Here is a 15,774-nt window from a genome sequence, read left to right on the forward strand (position 1 = left end):
TTAATCTAATTGCATCTGTATCAGACGTAATTGTTGTTGCAAGGAGAGATATTTCACGTTGCCACGCTTAAACTGATAATAGAAACGTTTAAGGCAAAATAGCGGAGTGTGGATTGAATCAAGGCACACGCGACGAAAAGTTCGGCTGCGTCTCTGATCTTGAATTGCATCGAGCAGGTGGAAATACACTTGGCGTAAAAACAATTCACACAGCAGTAAATTTTCATCTTCTGCTTCGTGTTCATATTCCGACGCAAGTACCATTCCCCAGTGAATATAGTCATAAATCACATCGGGCTCAAAGCCACTTGGTGCGTGAGCATGAAGGAAGCGATCTTGCGCTTTAAAGAATGCGTTAAAGATTACGTTGCTACTGTCCATGGTATTCCTCACTCAAAAGATAACGATAATTATTATCAATAAATGATCAGTTAGCAACCAAATATTTTGCCAGGTTTGAATAAAGGGCAAGTGACGAGAATTTAGCGAGATAGAGTCGGGATTCGTATCCGTTAGGAAGGAGGAGAGGAGCGTCAATGGCACAAATTTTTTGTGACAACCACACGGTGGCAACGCGCTGAATATTAGCGTTATTGGGATGTATTAATACCATATATGGACCCTCTCTTACTTTTCTTGATTGCCTTTTCATCAATCAATATGGCTCATTTGAAGCCGATTAGGTAGAGAGGGTCCATTCCATTAACCTACTTAAGTATCCTTGCAAGCCAAAACTGCCAATGGCTGTATCACCATTTTGCAATTAGGATAACCAATTACTGCAGTCTCTTGCTGTAAGCGATTTTCCTGCGCAAAAAGGATCTCTTACTTATTCAGATTGGCATCGGGTGTAAATTGTCGCCAGTTTGTCTACTCAGAAAAGTCTGTTCAGTAATCAAACGCTATTCAGTAAACAGAGTTTCGTATTTTACGAAAGCGGTTTGCGTCTCGCCGTAATAGAGTGTTCCTTCCGACTGAATGACCACTCTTAACCAACTTTCTGCTGATTTTGGTCTAGGCAGGGTGATGTACCAGTTTTTACCTGCTTGATCCGCAGGTTCCATATCCACAGGTTTCGCATTTTTTTCCTGGTTGGCAACCACAGAAATTTTTACGCCTTCCAGGGGATAAGCGGCATTCAGAGACAATTCTAAACGGTCTTTAGTAAGTTTTTCTGAACGAAACTTCACTTTAAAATCGCCATTTTCCATATCACACAGACCACTGGTGTAGCGACAATTTGACTTGCTGGCCAATTTATAACTTTCACCTTCTTTCGCGGCATGAGGCTTTTCGCTTAATGCCATATCGGTACCGAAGTAGGCAATTAACGATAGGATCGGAGCGATTAACAGAGCGATAATTAAGTGCTTGTTTTTGAACATCTTGGCTTCCTTGCAACGACAGATTTCTAAATAGTAACTGAAAAATTAGAATAAAAAAGCCCCGAACAGGTGTTCCCAGACGGGGCTTTGAGGTTGTAATTATAATTAGTGATCGACAGCTTCGCCTGCACCAACTGGGACACGTACGTGTTCAACCAGATCTTTCACTTCTTGAGGCGTTTCATCAGTGACTTTCGATACTGCGAACGCGACAATAAAGTTGAAGACTGCACCAATTGCACCAAACGCATTAGGCTCAATGCCTAGGAACCAGTTGCTACCCCAGCTTTCCAGGTATTTCCAATCAGCGACAAATAGGATGCCTTTGTGCTGGAATACGTAGAACAGGGTGATACTGATACCTGCGATCATACCTGCGATTGCGCCTTCTTTATTGATGCTTTTACTGAAGATACCCATCATCAAGGCTGGGAAGATAGAGGATGCCGCCAGACCAAAGGCCAGTGCAACGGTACCTGCTGCAAACCCAGGCGGATTTAAACCTAGATAACCAGCTGCAGCGATTGCCACCGCCATGGAAATCCGGCTGGCAAGCAGCTCTTTCTTCTCGGAGATGTTAGGGTTGATAACCCCCTTGATTAAGTCATGGGAAATTGCCGACGATATGGCCAACAACAGACCCGCAGCGGTTGATAGCGCAGCCGCCAGGCCACCTGCCGCAACCAATGCGATTACCCAGTTTGGTAGTTTAGCAATCTCTGGGTTTGCCAGTACCATGATGTCGTTATCTACACGTAGCTCGTTAGTCGCCGCATCTGAGGTGTATTGGATATTGCCGTCACCATTTTTATCGTCAAAACCTAGTAGGCCTGTTGTTTCCCAGTTTTTGAACCAAGCTGGACGCTCGTCATAAACAAGATGCTGACCAGGCGCCGGGTTAACCGTATTCATAAGGTTTAGACGTGCCATTGCTGATACTGCTGGAGCAGTAGTGTAAAGAATAGCAATGAAAATGAGTGCCCAACCTGCAGATGTACGTGCGTCACGAACCTTAGGTACCGTAAAGAAACGGATGATTACGTGTGGCAGACCCGCTGTACCGATCATCAGTGACATGGTGTAAACGAACATGTTTAGCGTATCACCACGAACCTGGGTGGTATATTCACTAAAGCCGAGTTCGGTCACCACCTGATCGAGCCGATCGAGTAGATAGACGTCGGTTCCCGCCATCGTACTACCAAGACCGATCTGAGGAATTGGGTTACCAGTCAATTGCAGAGAGATAAAGATTGCTGGGATAGTGTAAGCAAGAATGAGTACGCAATATTGAGCAATCTGCGTGTAAGTAATACCTTTCATGCCGCCAAGTACAGCGTACATGAATACGATACACATACCGATCAGTAGACCCGTTGAGTAATCAACTTCCAGGAAACGACCGAATGCAACGCCAACGCCTTTCATCTGACCGATAACGTAAGTTACCGATGCGATGATCAGACAGATAACCGCTACGATACGAGCCGTCTTGGAGTAGAAACGCTCACCGACAAACTCTGGCACAGTAAATTTACCGAACTTACGTAGGTAAGGAGCAAGAAGCAGAGCAAGCAGCACGTAACCGCCAGTCCAACCCATGAGGAATACAGAACCACCGTATCCCATGAAGGCAATCAGACCTGCCATCGAAATAAACGAAGCCGCTGACATCCAGTCTGCTGCTGTCGCCATACCGTTCGCGATTGGGTTTACACCGCCACCCGCAACATAGAACTCTTTGGTCGAGCCTGCGCGCGCCCAAATCGCAATCCCGATGTACAGGATGAAGGTTGCACCAACAACCAGGTAAGTAATAGTTTTCAAATCCATCTGAGTGACTCCTTACTCATCTACGCCGAATTCACGGTCGATTTTGCGCATCTTCCACGCGTAGTAGAAAATAATACCCAGGAAGGCGTAGATGGAGCCTTGTTGAGCGAACCAGAAACCAAGCTTGTATCCACCTAGTTGAAATTGATTTAGTACATCGACAAATAAAATGCCGCAGCCGAAAGACACAACGAACCAGATGACCATTAGGCCAATCATGAGCTTCACGTTTTTGTCCCAATAGGCTTTGGCTCTTTCTTCACTTTCAAATGCCATTGCCGTCTCCTTACGATCGGTATTGTTGTTAAAAAAATGTTTCACCATGTACATTAGCAAGGTGTTGGCAAGAACTCTTTTCAACTTTAGTCGGGGCATGAAAAACAAAAAACGCCCGTATAATGGGCGCTTAAAGAGATTGTAAGAGAATTTTACCATGTTAACGCAGTGTTAAATTAGCCTAAGGTCTAATGCGAAATGACACTATTCACAATTTATTTTTGCTGGCGTTATCTTTTCTTCATTGATTTGGTGAAACCTATGCTGGTGACCACAAGTTATTTGTTTACATAAAGTTTTCGTTTTAACTAGAGCGCTGAGACACAATAAAGCGGTAGACTAACGATGATACCTACGTTGGTTATAACTTTTATATTTGGGAGGGGGAATGGACGCAAACACCATTAACAGCTTTTTTCTTGTCGGTGCATTGCTGATTGCACTGAGCGTTCTTCTTAGCCCTGTCTCTTCTAAGTTGGGTATTCCCATTCTCCTTGTCTTTCTTGCCGTTGGTATGCTGGCGGGGGAAGACGGCTTAGGCGGTATTCTGTTTGATAATTTCTCGATTGCTTACTTAGTCAGTAACTTAGCCTTAGCCATCATATTGCTTGATGGTGGCATGAGAACAAGAGTCGCAAGTTTCCGGGTGGCATTATGGCCATCGGTGTCATTGGCCACGTTGGGTGTCGCAATGACGACGCTCTTAACCGGACTGATGGCGACCTGGTTGTTTGATCTGGATTTACTGCAAGGCATCCTTGTTGGAGCCATTGTGGGGTCTACGGATGCGGCTGCGGTATTTTCTCTGCTTAAAGGACGCAGTCTCAATGAACGTGTGGGCTCGACTCTGGAAATTGAATCCGGTACTAACGATCCGATGGCAGTCTTTCTCACCGTGACCTTAATTGCGATTTTGTCGAGCTCAGGTGCGGAGTTAAGCGTCGGCTTCTTAGCTCTGAGCTTTGTGAAACAGTTTGGTATTGGTGCATTGCTTGGTATTGCTGGTGGCTGGGTACTATGGAAGATCATTAACCGCAATCAACTGCCAGATGGTTTGTACTCAATTTTGACCGTCAGTGGTGGCCTGCTGATTTTTGCTTTATCGAATACACTCGGTGGCAGCGGCATCCTATCCATTTACCTGGTGGGTTTGCTACTTGGTAATCGTCCAACGCGCAGCCGCCACTCGATTCTGCATGTCTTAGATGGCATGACCTGGTTAGCGCAAATTGGCATGTTCTTAGTGCTGGGCTTGCTGGTCACGCCTTCGAATCTGTTGTCGATAGCGCTACCGGGGCTGGCACTTGCCTTTGGTATGATTCTGTTTGCGCGTCCAATTTCTGTGTGGGTAGGCTTACTGCCATTCAAAAGTTTTATGCCACGTGAAAAGTGGTTTGTTTCCTGGGTGGGGTTGCGTGGTGCCGTGCCGATCATTTTGGCGGTGTTCCCGATGATGGCTGGCCTTCCTGATGCACAACTTTATTTTAACCTCGCGTTCTTCGTCGTTATGGTCTCGCTGATTGTTCAGGGAGGCACGTTGACCAAAGCAATGTCGCTAGCCAAAGTAGAACTGCCCCCAAAACCGGAGCCAATATCGCGAATTGGTGTTGAGGTTTATCCTACCAGTGAGTGGGAGCTATTTATCTATCGATTGAAAGCAGACAAATGGTGCATTGGGGAACCATTGCGTAGTTTGTCTATGCCGGAAGGCACGCGTATTGCGGCGGTCTTTCGCCACCAGGAATTGATGCACCCATCAGGAAGTACCAAGCTGGAAGAAGATGATACTTTGTGTGTCTTTGCTCAAGAGAAAGATTTAGATGCGTTGAGCCTGCTGTTCAGTGAAGCGCCAGAAAAAGCGTCAATGACTCGTTTCTTTGGTGATTTCTTTTTGGATATTGAAGTCAGACTATCCGATGTTGCCATGATGTATGGCTTAGACCTTGGCGAGGAGTCACTGGACTTCACCTTGAGAAGGCTGGTGGAGGAACACTTGGGAACAGCTCCGGTTCTGGGTGACCAATTTGAATGGCAAGGGCTACATTGGATTATTGCTGATGTGGTCGATCAGCAAGTGACCAAAGTAGGCTTACGCTTGCCTACTGAACAAGATGAACTGACGGAAGACGAGTAGAGTTTAACTATTCATTTCCGTTAGCATGATGACAGCTTGAGTGCGGTTCTTCACGCCTAGTTTGCGGAAAATCGCCGTCATGTGCGCTTTGATGGTGGCCTCTGATACATTCAGCTCATAAGCGATTTGTTTGTTCAGCAAGCCATCTGACAACATCCCCAACACTTTGTATTGCTGCGGCGTTAACGTAGCAATCTTCTCTGCTAAATCACTGCATGCGGCATTATTGGTAATCAGACCTTCAGGGAAGTAGGGGTCGCCGTTAAGCACCTGATTGATAGCATTAACGAGTTCACGCATATCACTTGATTTAGGAATGAAGCCGAAAGCGCCGTGACTTTTTACCTGAGTTACGATAGCTGGCTCTTCACTGGCTGAAACGACAACTACAGGTAAGTCAGGGTATTCGGCACGCAGGTGAATCAGACCCGACATACCATTTGCGCCAGGCATCTTGAGATCCAATAGCACTAAGTCTGGCTCCTCTTCCCTCTCCAATAACGCAAGTAAGGCATCGAGTGAGTCAGCTTCGAGAAGATTTGCACCACTCACCGCCATGTGTACCGATTGGAACAAAGCATTACGGAAGAGAGGGTGATCATCAGCAATGATGATGGTGTAGGTCGAATCCATGACGTTAAACACTTTTGACTATTTGGTTAAATTTATTATTGTCCAGCTTTGAGATTGTGGACAATATTTATTCGCTAAAAGTCTGAACCAAATCGACTTTTATTAGAGAAAATGCATATAACCCTCATTTTATTTTTTTGTTTTGTGCAATAAAAACGCCAGTAGAAAATTACTGGCGTTTGAATTTGTCTGATTAGAACTGATTGATGTGCTCTAAGAAAGGCTCTGCCTGCATGAAACCTGTTAAACGAGCGTTTGAAACGTACTCTCCTTTACTGTTCCAAAACTCAATCGTTGGTAGGCCAAGGACATTCATACGCTTGAGTAATTCAATATCTTGAACCTGATTTTTGGTCACATCCGCTTGCAGTAGTACAAAATCTCGCAGCTTTTCTTCGACTTTTGGCGAATGGAAGGTGTACTTCTCAAACTCTTTACATGCCACACACCAGTCGGCATAAAAGTCGAGCATGACCGGTTTACCTGCCACTTTTGCTAGCGCCAGTTGTTCTTCTAGCTCTGCGACATTCGCTATCCGTGTGAAACTGACACTGGCTTGCTGAGCATGGGTTTCGTTGTGACCAAACCAATAATTCAGCGCAGGTTGTGCAGAAGCGAATAATCCCAGAACGGCAATAATTCCAACGGCACTCTGTTTCCAGCCGCCAAACTCGAGGCTATTTTTTACGTGATATAGCCAGCCAAAAGCAGCGACACCCAACACAGACCAAAGTAACGTTGACCACATTTCAGGTAACAGGCGTTCAAGCAGGAAGATAGGTGCTGCGAGCAGAATGAACCCGAATAGCGTTTTAACCCGACCCATCCAGTTACCCGCTTTCGGCAGCAGTTTATTGCCGAAGACCGCAACCAGAATCAGAGGAATCCCCATCCCCATGGCCAGAGCGTACAGAGCAACACCACCGGTTAGCAGATCGCCACTTTGCGCGACGTAAAGCAGCGCACCAGAGAGCGGTGCAGTGGTGCATGGTGAGCATACCAAACCGGAAATGGCTCCCATTACAAACACGCCAGTACCGCTGCCTCCGTGCTGTTTGTTACTTAGGTTATTGAGCCAGGTTTGGACACTGCTTGGGAGTTGCAGCGAATACAGGCCAAACATCGACATTGCCAACGCGATGAATAAGACACTCAGACCGATAAGTACATATGGGTGCTGCATTGCCGCCTGGAACTGCATGCCAGCAGAGGCAACGACCAGACCAAGCAGGGTATAAGTCAGCGCCATACCTTGTACGTAAATAAACGATAGGCCAAGTGCACGTCGTTGGCTGAGTTTCCCGCTACCAAGCACAATGCTGGTCAGAATCGGGTACATAGGCAGTACGCAAGGAGTAAAAGCAAGGCCAACACCCAAAGCTAAGAACAGCAGTGGTGTCCACCAACTGTCAGCCAGGTTGGCCGCGAGGCTGTCTTGCTGCGTAACAGGCGCTGTACTTGTTGCTTTTGGTTCTGGTGTTGTTGGTTTTATCGTTGGCTCTTGCGATGAAGTGGTCGCCGTTTTATCTGATGAGTTTGTCGGTGACGTAAAGGCGTGGATAGGAATGACACGGGTTTCTGGTGGGTAGCAGAAACCTGCTTTAGCACAGCCCTGATACTGCACGACAACACGTGCACCTTCCTGCCGATCTGAAAGCGCTACATTGACAAACAGAGGCATGGTGTAGATATGTACCTCACCAAAAAATTCGTCGTTGTGTGGTGTGCCGCGCTCCATGTCTAACTCGCCAAGCGTGACGTTCTCTCCTGATACTGACAAACGTTCCTGGTACAGGTAGTAGCCATCACGTACTTGCCAGTCGAGCATCAGCTTGTCACCTTGCTGATAAAAATTAAACGGAAAGGCCTGGTCGACAGGCACAAAGCTATCGCTGCTATTACCGAAATTGTTGTTCTGACTATTGTTAAACTGGTCTTTGCCAAATAGGGCAAGCGAAGGTGCAGAAAAGGTCATCAACCCTAAGAGTAATACGGAAAGTAATGCACGCATAAAATGTTCAATTCGTCTTAGATAATTGCCGTAAGTGTAACCCAATCAGACCTGCTGACTAACCGATAAGTTTCATCAAAGTGAAGATTTGTTAATCAATACGTTCAAATTCTGGCAATAAAAAAGGGAGCCGAAGCTCCCCGAGTAAGACTCTGTTTCTGCTAGATCAGCAGGCCACCGAAGATGAAGCCTAATGTCACTGCTGACGCGATGGTTGCGACACCTGGTAGGAAGAATGGGTGGTTGAACACGTACTTACCAATACGTGTTGAGCCTGTGTCGTCCATCTCAACCGCGGCAAGTAGCGTCGGGTAAGTTGGTAGTACGAACAGCGCACTTACCGCCGCGAATGATGCAACCGCAGTCAGTGGTGCGACACCAATCGCTAATGCTGCAGGCATCAGTGCAACAGTCGTTGCGCCTTGTGAGTAAAGCAACATAGAAGCGAAGAAGAGCACCAATGCAAGCATCCATGGGTAATCTTCGAGAAGTGCACCAGCCACTTCCTTAATGCCATCAACGTGAGCGTTCACGAATGTAGAGCCTAGCCATGCAACACCAAGTACACAAACACACGCTGTCATACCAGAACGGAATGTTGCCGCCGCTGGGATTTTGCTCGAGTCGATCTTACAGCTCATTACGATGGCTGCTGCTGCCGCAAGCATGACTGTCATGATCGCTTCGTTACGACCCAGTGCTGGGTTCTCGATAAGACCCACAGAGCCAGAGATTGCGGCTGCGTAGCACACTACGAATGCGATAGCGCCAAGGAAGATAAACGTTGCTTTCTTCGCTGTTGGTAGAATCTTGCGTTTTTCTTCAGTACTGAGTTTGATGAGGCCATTTTCCAGACGATGTTGATATTCAGGATCGTCTTTTAGTTCACTGCCCATGAAGTTCGCAATGAACGCACCGACCATACAAGCGATGAATGTGGTTGGAATACACACAGCGAGTAGAGTGAGGTAATCGACGCCAAATGGAGCAAGCATGGCTGCGAAAGCGACCACAGCCGCAGAAATTGGAGACGCTGTGATGGCGATTTGCGATGCGACAACGGCGATAGACAAAGGACGAGAAGGTCGAACGCCCTGACCTTTAGCCACCTCGGCAATGACTGGCAGAGTGGAGAACGCAGTGTGACCAGTACCCGCCATTAGTGTCATTATGTATGTCACGATTGGCGCATAGAAGGTGATGCGTTCAGGGTGTTTACGCAAAAAGTTTTCGGCAACTTGCACCATCCAGTCCAGACCACCTGCAACTTGCATTGCTGCAATAGCGGTAATCACTGACATGATGATCAAAATTACATCAACAGGGATGTAAGCCTGGCTAGTAGGAACGCCTAGGATCAAAGACAATGCAATGACACCCGCACCACCGGCAAAACCGATGCCGATACCGCCGATTCTCGCTCCCAAATAGATAAAGAGCAGAACCACGAAGAGTTCGACCATGACCATTATAGATACCTCTTTAGTTTGTATAGATTCTGATTTTTTGAACACTCAGGAACAGGAGTAAATGTTCAGAAAATCAGCTCTCAAGAGCTATAGAATTTAAAAAGCTTATAAAAATTGTGGTTAATAGTATGAGATCCTAAAAAGGGGCCTTAAAGGCCCCTATGGAAGATGACTTACTCGTAGCGTTTTGCTTTGTAAGTTGGATGCATGAAGTTTTCAACCGATAAGATTTCGTCAAGTTCTTCTTCTGTTAGCAGACCGCGCTCTAACACGACTTCACGAACACTCTTACCAGTTTCTGCACAAATCTTACCGACTATGTCGCCTTCATGGTGACCGATGTATGGGTTCAGGTAGGTTACGATACCGATGGAGTTGTAAACGTAGTTCTCACAGATTTCTTTGTTCACCGTGATGCCATCGATACATTTGTCACGCAGATTGATGCACGCATTTTGTAGCAGTGAGATGGACTCAAACATGCTTTGTGCGATCACGGGTTCCATTACGTTTAGCTGTAGTTGGCCGCCTTCTGCTGCAAAAGATACTGTGTTGTCGTTACCCAGTACTTTAAAACACACTTGGTTTACGACTTCAGGGATCACAGGGTTAACTTTCGCAGGCATGATAGATGAGCCGGCTTGCATTTCAGGAAGGTTAAGTTCATTCAGACCAGCGCGCGGGCCTGAAGAAAGCAGACGCAGGTCGTTGCAAATCTTAGACAGTTTCACAGCCAAGCGTTTTAGTGCACTGTGCGTCATCACGTAAGCACCACAGTCTGAAGTCGCTTCGATAAGGTCTTCTGCAGGAACCACATCCAGACTTGTCACATCTGCCAGGTGTTTTACAGATAGCGCTTGGTAACCTGTAGGTGTGTTCAGGCCCGTACCGATAGCGGTCGCACCCAGGTTAATTTCTAGCAGTAGCTTTGATGTGTAGTCCAGGGCACGAATTTCTTCGTTTAATGTTACCGCCCAAGCGTGGAACTCTTGACCAACCGTCATTGGCACTGCGTCTTGTAACTGAGTACGGCCCATTTTAAGCACATCTTTGAACTCAATCGCCTTAAGTTCGAATGCGCCTTTCAGGTACTCAATGGCTTCCATCAGCTTATGTACGCTGTTGTAAACCGCAATACGGAAGCCGGTAGGGTAAGCACAGTTGGTAGACTGACTTTTATTGACGTGATCATTCGGGTTAACGAATTCGTACTGGCCTTTCTCTTTGCCCATGATTTCAAGAGCAACGTTGGCGATTACTTCATTGGTGTTCATGTTGACAGAAGTGCCAGCACCACCCTGGAATACGTCTGAAGGGAATTGATCCATACACTTGCCTGTTTCCAGGATCAAATCACATGCTTCGATGATGTAGTTAGCAACATCTTTTGGAATCGCACCAAGTTCTTTGTTTGCGAGTGCCGCGGCTTTCTTGGTCATCACCATGCCACGTACAAATTCGGGTACGTCAGAAATGGTTACATTTGAGATGTTGAAGTTTTCGATGGCACGTAGGGTGTGAATACCGTAGTACGCATCTGCAGGAACATGACGTTGACCTAATAGATCTTCTTCAATGCGAGTGGCTGAGTTTACTGCTTTTTGAGTATCAGATAGAGTAGCCATAACAGGATCCTTAGATGATAATTCTAATAATATGGTTGAGTATTAGCCTATTCTGCAATCTAGAATCCATTCATCAGAATTTTGGGCTGGAAAATCCGTCCTGACTTATGTGGCACATCATACTTTACCTAGCACATAAAAATAGTAACTAGATCACCTTTTTGGCTTTTTATGCATCAATAGTGTGCAAAGTATGAACGGGTCATTGTCTTAGGTTTCAGGCGAGTGTTTTTACTGTTCATATTTTTTGATTATTGCCATCTGTATCGTGCCAACAGAAAGACATCATTTAACTCATCTGAAGGGCTGAACACGCTTTTTTACAACGATTCGTTTGAGCTTGGTTGGCTTTTACCATTACACTGAATTAAACAAAGGAGGGCGTGTGTTTCCTATCTTATTATTGGCGTTTATTTTTGTTCCGATCATCGAAATCGGCTTGTTTATTCAGGTGGGCGGATTTTTAGGGCTCTGGCCGACCATTGCCTTGGTGTTGATCACGGCGGTAGTAGGGGCGTCTTTAGTGCGTAGTCAGGGCATTCAGACTCTGATGTCAGTGCAGGGGCGTCTTGAGCAAGGTGAAATTCCTGCTCAGCAGATTTTTGAAGGTGTCATGCTGGCTGTAGCTGGCGTGCTGCTGTTAACTCCAGGGTTCATGACGGATGCACTTGGTATGTTGGTATTGTTGCCTGCGCCTCGTGCTGCGATTGCAAAATACCTGATGAGTAAAATGGTGGTAAAAACGGTTCACGGTGGTGGTTTCCACGGTGGTTTTTCTGGTCAGCAGGGGCCGTTTGACGATGATTCATTCCGTCGTGGTCCATTCGATTCTCATTCGGATAATGGTAACACCTTCGAAGGTGAATACGAGCGTAAAGACGACGATGATCGTAATGACCGAAATAAGCTCAACTGATCAATAGTCAGTTCCAGCAGAAAACAAAAGGGCGCATCAAGCGCCCTTTTTGTGTCTTTATTTACGCTATTATTGAGCGCCTTCAAAGCCCATCTGACGCCATGCTTCAAAGGCAATAATGGCGACGGCATTCGACAAGTTTAGGCTGCGAGCATCTGGCATCATTGGAATACGAATGCGTTGCTCCATTGGTAAGCTTTCAATCACCTCTGCCGGTAAACCACGCGTTTCTGGGCCGAATAACAACACATCGCCTGCTTGATACTGGGCATCCACATGGTGACCTGTTGTTTTGGTAGTACAAGCGAACAGGCGGTAGCCACCTTGCTTTTCTTTATCGAGATGTTCCAAGAATGCTTGATAGTTCTTATGGCGCGTCACGCGAGCCAAATCGTGATAATCCAAACCTGCGCGGCGGACTTTCTTTTCTTCTAAATCGAAACCCAGCGGTTCAATCAAATGAAGATTTGCACCGCAGTTGGCACACAATCGAATGATGTTGCCAGTGTTCGGCGCGATTTCTGGTTCATATAAAGCGATATCAAACATGGTATTGAAATAGAGTTGGTCAAAAGAGAGGCCCAGTATATACCCAAGTGCAGCGACTTGGGTATAAAAGAGCGCTGAGCACTGAATAGTCGTCGCCCCTATACTCGTAGCTGCAATTAGCTGAGCGCACGAGCATAGCTTTCTTCAACAGCGCGCCAGTTTACGACATTCCACCAGGCGTCAATGTATTCAGGTCGACGGTTCTGATAACTGATGTAGTAAGCGTGTTCCCATACGTCTAGTGCAAGGATGGGCTCACCGCGGATATCTGCCACGTCCATTAATGGGTTGTCTTGATTGCTGGTGGAAGTGATATGAATTTCACCGTCCGTTACGACTAACCAGGCAAAGCCGGATCCAAAGGTGTTAATGGCCGCTTGTGCGAACGCGTCTTTGAATTTATCGAAGCTCCCAAACGTCTCGTCGATAGCTTGGGCAAGCACGCCTTGTGGTTCACCACCACCATCTGGAGACATGCAATTCCAGTAGATAATGTGATTGTAGTACCCACCCCCATTATTACGAATGGCAGGGCTGTGTTGCGATACGGTCGCGAAGATTTCATCCAAAGATTGAGTCTCAAGATGGCTTCCTTGCACTGCAGTAACGAATTTGTCGAAGTAGGTTTTGTGATGTTTGTTGTAATGCACTTCCATAGTCTTTGCGTCGATGTATGGCTCTAACGCATTGTATGAGTAAGGCAGAGCGGGAAATGTATGCGACATAGTAAATCCTCCTTAATCGGAGGATTTACTTTAGTGCTAATGAAAATCATTATCAACTGTAATCTTGTAGGGTTATTTTACCACTTTGATCAAAGGTAAAGTGATGGTGACGCGCAAGCCTCCCAGTGGACTGCGGCTCGCGACAATCGTACCGCTGTGTTGGCGAATGGCATTTTCAGTGATGGTTAGTCCTAACCCTGTTCCGCCAGAGTGGCGATCACGTGCAGTAGAAACGCGATAAAACGGACGGAAAATCGCTTCTAATTCTTCATCCGGAACACCTTCACCGTTATCATCTACCGTAATGTGTAAGGTGTTCCCTTGCGTATTCACATCGACTTCAACTTCATCTTTGCCGTAGTAAATCGCGTTTCTAATGATGTTCTCGACTGCGCTCATCAGTAGTTTCGGATTACCTGAAATACTGCCTTTCGGTAGCTGAGAATAACGCAGCTTTTTGCCCATTTGTTCGGCTTCAAACTGAGCGTCTTTGATGATCTCTTCCCACAAACTTTGAATCGGTTGAGTTTCTCGTGTCATGTGGCTATTCGCCTGCATGCGAGACAGCTCTAGTAACTCACTGATCATTTGCTCAAGCCTTTGAGCCTCGGTATCAATCCGTATGAGCTCTGGGCTTTCTCCCTGTTTTCGCGTTGCTAACGCACTGGCCATGCGTAGGCGAGTGAGCGGAGAACGCAGCTCGTGAGATATATCGGATAGTAAACGCTGTTGACCGGATATCATCTGATTCACTGCTTCGACCATTTGGTTGAAACTGCTACCTGCTTGACGGAACTCTGACGTGCCTTTCTCCAGGGTGGGATCAATCACAAACTCTCCCTTGGCTACTCGCTGTGCAGCGGCTTCTAGCCGACGTGCTGGCTGACTCAATGCCCATGCGAGCCAGAGCAAAAGAGGTGTACTCGCCAGCATCACAGCCAGTAATAACTGAACAGGATGATCAAATAGTCTCAGTAATAGTGGTGGTGGTTCATTCCATTTAAAGCCAACGTACATCAGCAGATCCGAATCGGCCAAGGTAATGGGTACCGGACCTGCAATCATATATCGGCCATAGAGTTTTTGTTTCGGTTGGTTATTGTCTTCAATAATGGAAACAAAGTTCTGCATGGCCCGCATTTGAAAATTGTTGCGGTGGTCCGTGGTTAATATTTTGCCGCTATAGTCAGAAAAGAACATCCGTGGCCTAGGGTCGTTTTTATTTTGACGACGTCCTTCGATACTAAATAGGATGCGGCCAAGGTCAGTTTCTTGATTGTATTGATTCTGAATTTCATCACGCACTTCTAGCATGCGCTGATAGGGTCCACTTGGAATATCACGAGGTTTACGTGGATCCAGATGCGGTAGCGATAGCACAGCGATTAATACCAACAGCATGGTGAACCAAAAGATGGCAAATATGCGTCCATACAAGCTGTTAATATTCGGCAGTTTGATGCGTGATATTTGGCTCATTAATCTTCCTCAAGCAGCATGTAGCCTCGGCCACGTAAGGTTTTGATACGTGGTTTACCGTTACTTTGGTCGGGCAGTTTTTTACGTAAGTTGGAGACGTGCATATCAATCGCGCGGTCAAAAGCGGCGAGTCGCTTGCCAAGCACATCTAAGCTTAGAGTTTCTTTCGTCAGGACTTGCCCTGGGTGTTGTACAAAGTGTGTGAGCAAAGCAAATTCTGTTGCCGTTAAATCAAGCAGCAGCTGATCGCAGTAAGCCTCTTGCTTGCCTGGATAAAGGTGAAGCTCTTGATACTCAATGCAGTCACTGTTTTTACTGTCTTTTTGCGTTGCACTGGTACGACGTAAAATGGCGCGAATGCGAGCCAGTAGTTCTCTGTCACTAAACGGTTTCGGTAAGTAATCGTCTGCCCCTAGTTCTAAGCCAATCACTCGGTCTATTTCTTCGCCTTTAGCGGTCAGCATTAGTACCGGGGTTTCCCAGTTTTCACGCAAGCGCTTTAATGTTTCCATGCCGTTGAGTTTAGGCATCATGACATCCAGCAAAATCAAATCGACTTCACTTGTCACGGCAGCTAAACCTGCTTCTCCGTCATTCGCTTCACTGACTTCAAATCCTTCGAAGCTGAGTACTTCTTTTAACAGGCTAGTTAGCTCTATATCGTCATCAATTAAAAGAATGTTTGCCATTTAGGGACCTACCATCAATTACCTTTTATTTAATATTACATTGGAATGAT

General features: G+C 46.3%; 14 protein-coding genes. 2 read left to right on the forward strand and 12 right to left on the reverse strand.

What is annotated here, in order from left to right; all coding sequences use genetic code 11:
- The 4 genes from OO774_RS00960 to OO774_RS00975 form a co-directional block, all read right to left on the reverse strand.
- Window positions 1-381: a hypothetical protein gene (locus OO774_RS00960; RefSeq protein WP_264903946.1), complete on the reverse strand. Its 381-nt coding sequence runs from the start codon at window positions 379-381 to the stop codon at window positions 1-3.
- A 521-nt stretch (window positions 382-902) separates the two neighbouring features.
- On the reverse strand, window positions 903-1,385 hold the full coding sequence (locus OO774_RS00965) for a hypothetical protein (RefSeq protein WP_264903949.1): 483 nt from the start codon (window positions 1,383-1,385) through the stop codon (window positions 903-905).
- Between the two features lie 105 nt (window positions 1,386-1,490).
- Complete coding sequence (locus tag OO774_RS00970; RefSeq protein ID WP_264903951.1) at window positions 1,491-3,218, reverse strand: sodium:solute symporter family protein; 1,728 nt, start codon at window positions 3,216-3,218, stop codon at window positions 1,491-1,493.
- Between the two features lie 12 nt (window positions 3,219-3,230).
- On the reverse strand, window positions 3,231-3,494 hold the full coding sequence (locus OO774_RS00975; RefSeq protein ID WP_014233250.1) for a DUF4212 domain-containing protein: 264 nt from the start codon (window positions 3,492-3,494) through the stop codon (window positions 3,231-3,233).
- A 388-nt stretch (window positions 3,495-3,882) separates the two neighbouring features.
- Between OO774_RS00975 and OO774_RS00980 the strand changes: the two genes are divergently transcribed.
- Window positions 3,883-5,628, forward strand: coding sequence for a potassium/proton antiporter (locus tag OO774_RS00980; RefSeq protein ID WP_264903954.1), 1,746 nt, complete (start codon window positions 3,883-3,885; stop codon window positions 5,626-5,628).
- A 3-nt stretch (window positions 5,629-5,631) separates the two neighbouring features.
- Here OO774_RS00980 and OO774_RS00985 read toward each other — a convergent pair whose 3' ends face one another.
- The 4 genes from OO774_RS00985 to aspA all read right to left on the reverse strand — a co-directional run bounded on the left by OO774_RS00985 (window position 5,632) and on the right by aspA (window position 11,366).
- Window positions 5,632-6,261 carry a response regulator transcription factor gene (locus OO774_RS00985; RefSeq protein ID WP_264903956.1) on the reverse strand — a complete coding sequence of 210 codons (630 nt, stop codon included), beginning with the start codon at window positions 6,259-6,261 and terminating at the stop codon, window positions 5,632-5,634.
- Window positions 6,262-6,454: 193 nt separating this feature from the next.
- Window positions 6,455-8,272, reverse strand: coding sequence for a protein-disulfide reductase DsbD (locus OO774_RS00990; RefSeq protein ID WP_264903958.1), 1,818 nt, complete (start codon window positions 8,270-8,272; stop codon window positions 6,455-6,457).
- A 161-nt stretch (window positions 8,273-8,433) separates the two neighbouring features.
- The gene (locus tag OO774_RS00995) at window positions 8,434-9,741 is read right to left on the reverse strand and encodes an anaerobic C4-dicarboxylate transporter (RefSeq protein ID WP_264903960.1); all 1,308 of its coding nucleotides are present in this window, start codon (window positions 9,739-9,741) and stop codon (window positions 8,434-8,436) included.
- Window positions 9,742-9,914: 173 nt separating this feature from the next.
- Entirely contained in the window at window positions 9,915-11,366 is a 1,452-nt protein-coding gene (gene aspA / locus OO774_RS01000; protein ID WP_264903961.1) for an aspartate ammonia-lyase, read from the reverse strand.
- Window positions 11,367-11,751: 385 nt separating this feature from the next.
- Between aspA and OO774_RS01005 the strand changes: the two genes are divergently transcribed.
- Window positions 11,752-12,282 (forward strand): FxsA family protein, encoded by a 531-nt coding sequence (locus tag OO774_RS01005; protein WP_264903962.1) that lies wholly within the window; start codon window positions 11,752-11,754, stop codon window positions 12,280-12,282.
- A 69-nt stretch (window positions 12,283-12,351) separates the two neighbouring features.
- Here the strand turns inward: OO774_RS01005 and trmL are convergent, their stop codons facing one another.
- The 4 genes from trmL to OO774_RS01025 form a co-directional block, all read right to left on the reverse strand.
- Window positions 12,352-12,831 carry a tRNA (uridine(34)/cytosine(34)/5-carboxymethylaminomethyluridine(34)-2'-O)-methyltransferase TrmL gene (gene trmL / locus OO774_RS01010; protein ID WP_264903963.1) on the reverse strand — a complete coding sequence of 160 codons (480 nt, stop codon included), beginning with the start codon at window positions 12,829-12,831 and terminating at the stop codon, window positions 12,352-12,354.
- 116 nt (window positions 12,832-12,947) lie between these two features.
- On the reverse strand, window positions 12,948-13,556 hold the full coding sequence (locus tag OO774_RS01015; protein ID WP_264903964.1) for a superoxide dismutase: 609 nt from the start codon (window positions 13,554-13,556) through the stop codon (window positions 12,948-12,950).
- A 72-nt stretch (window positions 13,557-13,628) separates the two neighbouring features.
- A complete protein-coding gene (gene cpxA, locus OO774_RS01020; RefSeq protein WP_264903965.1) occupies window positions 13,629-15,035 on the reverse strand; it encodes an envelope stress sensor histidine kinase CpxA in 1,407 nt (468 codons plus the stop codon).
- Window positions 15,035-15,724, reverse strand: coding sequence for a response regulator (locus OO774_RS01025; RefSeq protein WP_264903966.1), 690 nt, complete (start codon window positions 15,722-15,724; stop codon window positions 15,035-15,037). The genes cpxA and OO774_RS01025 overlap by 1 nt, the downstream gene beginning before the upstream one ends.
- Window positions 15,725-15,774: the final 50 nt, after the last annotated feature.

The organism is Vibrio sp. STUT-A11 (assembly GCF_026000435.1).
Taxonomy (GTDB): domain Bacteria; phylum Pseudomonadota; class Gammaproteobacteria; order Enterobacterales; family Vibrionaceae; genus Vibrio.

Excerpts from the sequence above, each read along its gene's own strand:
- OO774_RS00960 (WP_264903946.1), bottom strand. The coding sequence starts at position 381 with ATGGACAGTAGCAACGTAATCTTTAACGCATTCTTTAAAGCGCAAGAT.
- OO774_RS00965 (WP_264903949.1), bottom strand. The coding sequence starts at position 1,385 with ATGTTCAAAAACAAGCACTTAATTATCGCTCTGTTAATCGCTCCGATC.
- OO774_RS00970 (WP_264903951.1), bottom strand. The coding sequence starts at position 3,218 with ATGGATTTGAAAACTATTACTTACCTGGTTGTTGGTGCAACCTTCATC.
- OO774_RS00975 (WP_014233250.1), bottom strand. The coding sequence starts at position 3,494 with ATGGCATTTGAAAGTGAAGAAAGAGCCAAAGCCTATTGGGACAAAAAC.
- OO774_RS00980 (WP_264903954.1), top strand. The coding sequence starts at position 3,883 with ATGGACGCAAACACCATTAACAGCTTTTTTCTTGTCGGTGCATTGCTG.
- OO774_RS00985 (WP_264903956.1), bottom strand. The coding sequence starts at position 6,261 with ATGGATTCGACCTACACCATCATCATTGCTGATGATCACCCTCTCTTC.
- OO774_RS00990 (WP_264903958.1), bottom strand. The coding sequence starts at position 8,272 with ATGCGTGCATTACTTTCCGTATTACTCTTAGGGTTGATGACCTTTTCT.
- OO774_RS00995 (WP_264903960.1), bottom strand. The coding sequence starts at position 9,741 with ATGGTCATGGTCGAACTCTTCGTGGTTCTGCTCTTTATCTATTTGGGA.
- aspA (WP_264903961.1), bottom strand. The coding sequence starts at position 11,366 with ATGGCTACTCTATCTGATACTCAAAAAGCAGTAAACTCAGCCACTCGC.
- trmL (WP_264903963.1), bottom strand. The coding sequence starts at position 12,831 with ATGTTTGATATCGCTTTATATGAACCAGAAATCGCGCCGAACACTGGC.
- OO774_RS01015 (WP_264903964.1), bottom strand. The coding sequence starts at position 13,556 with ATGTCGCATACATTTCCCGCTCTGCCTTACTCATACAATGCGTTAGAG.
- cpxA (WP_264903965.1), bottom strand. The coding sequence starts at position 15,035 with ATGAGCCAAATATCACGCATCAAACTGCCGAATATTAACAGCTTGTAT.
- OO774_RS01025 (WP_264903966.1), bottom strand. The coding sequence starts at position 15,724 with ATGGCAAACATTCTTTTAATTGATGACGATATAGAGCTAACTAGCCTG.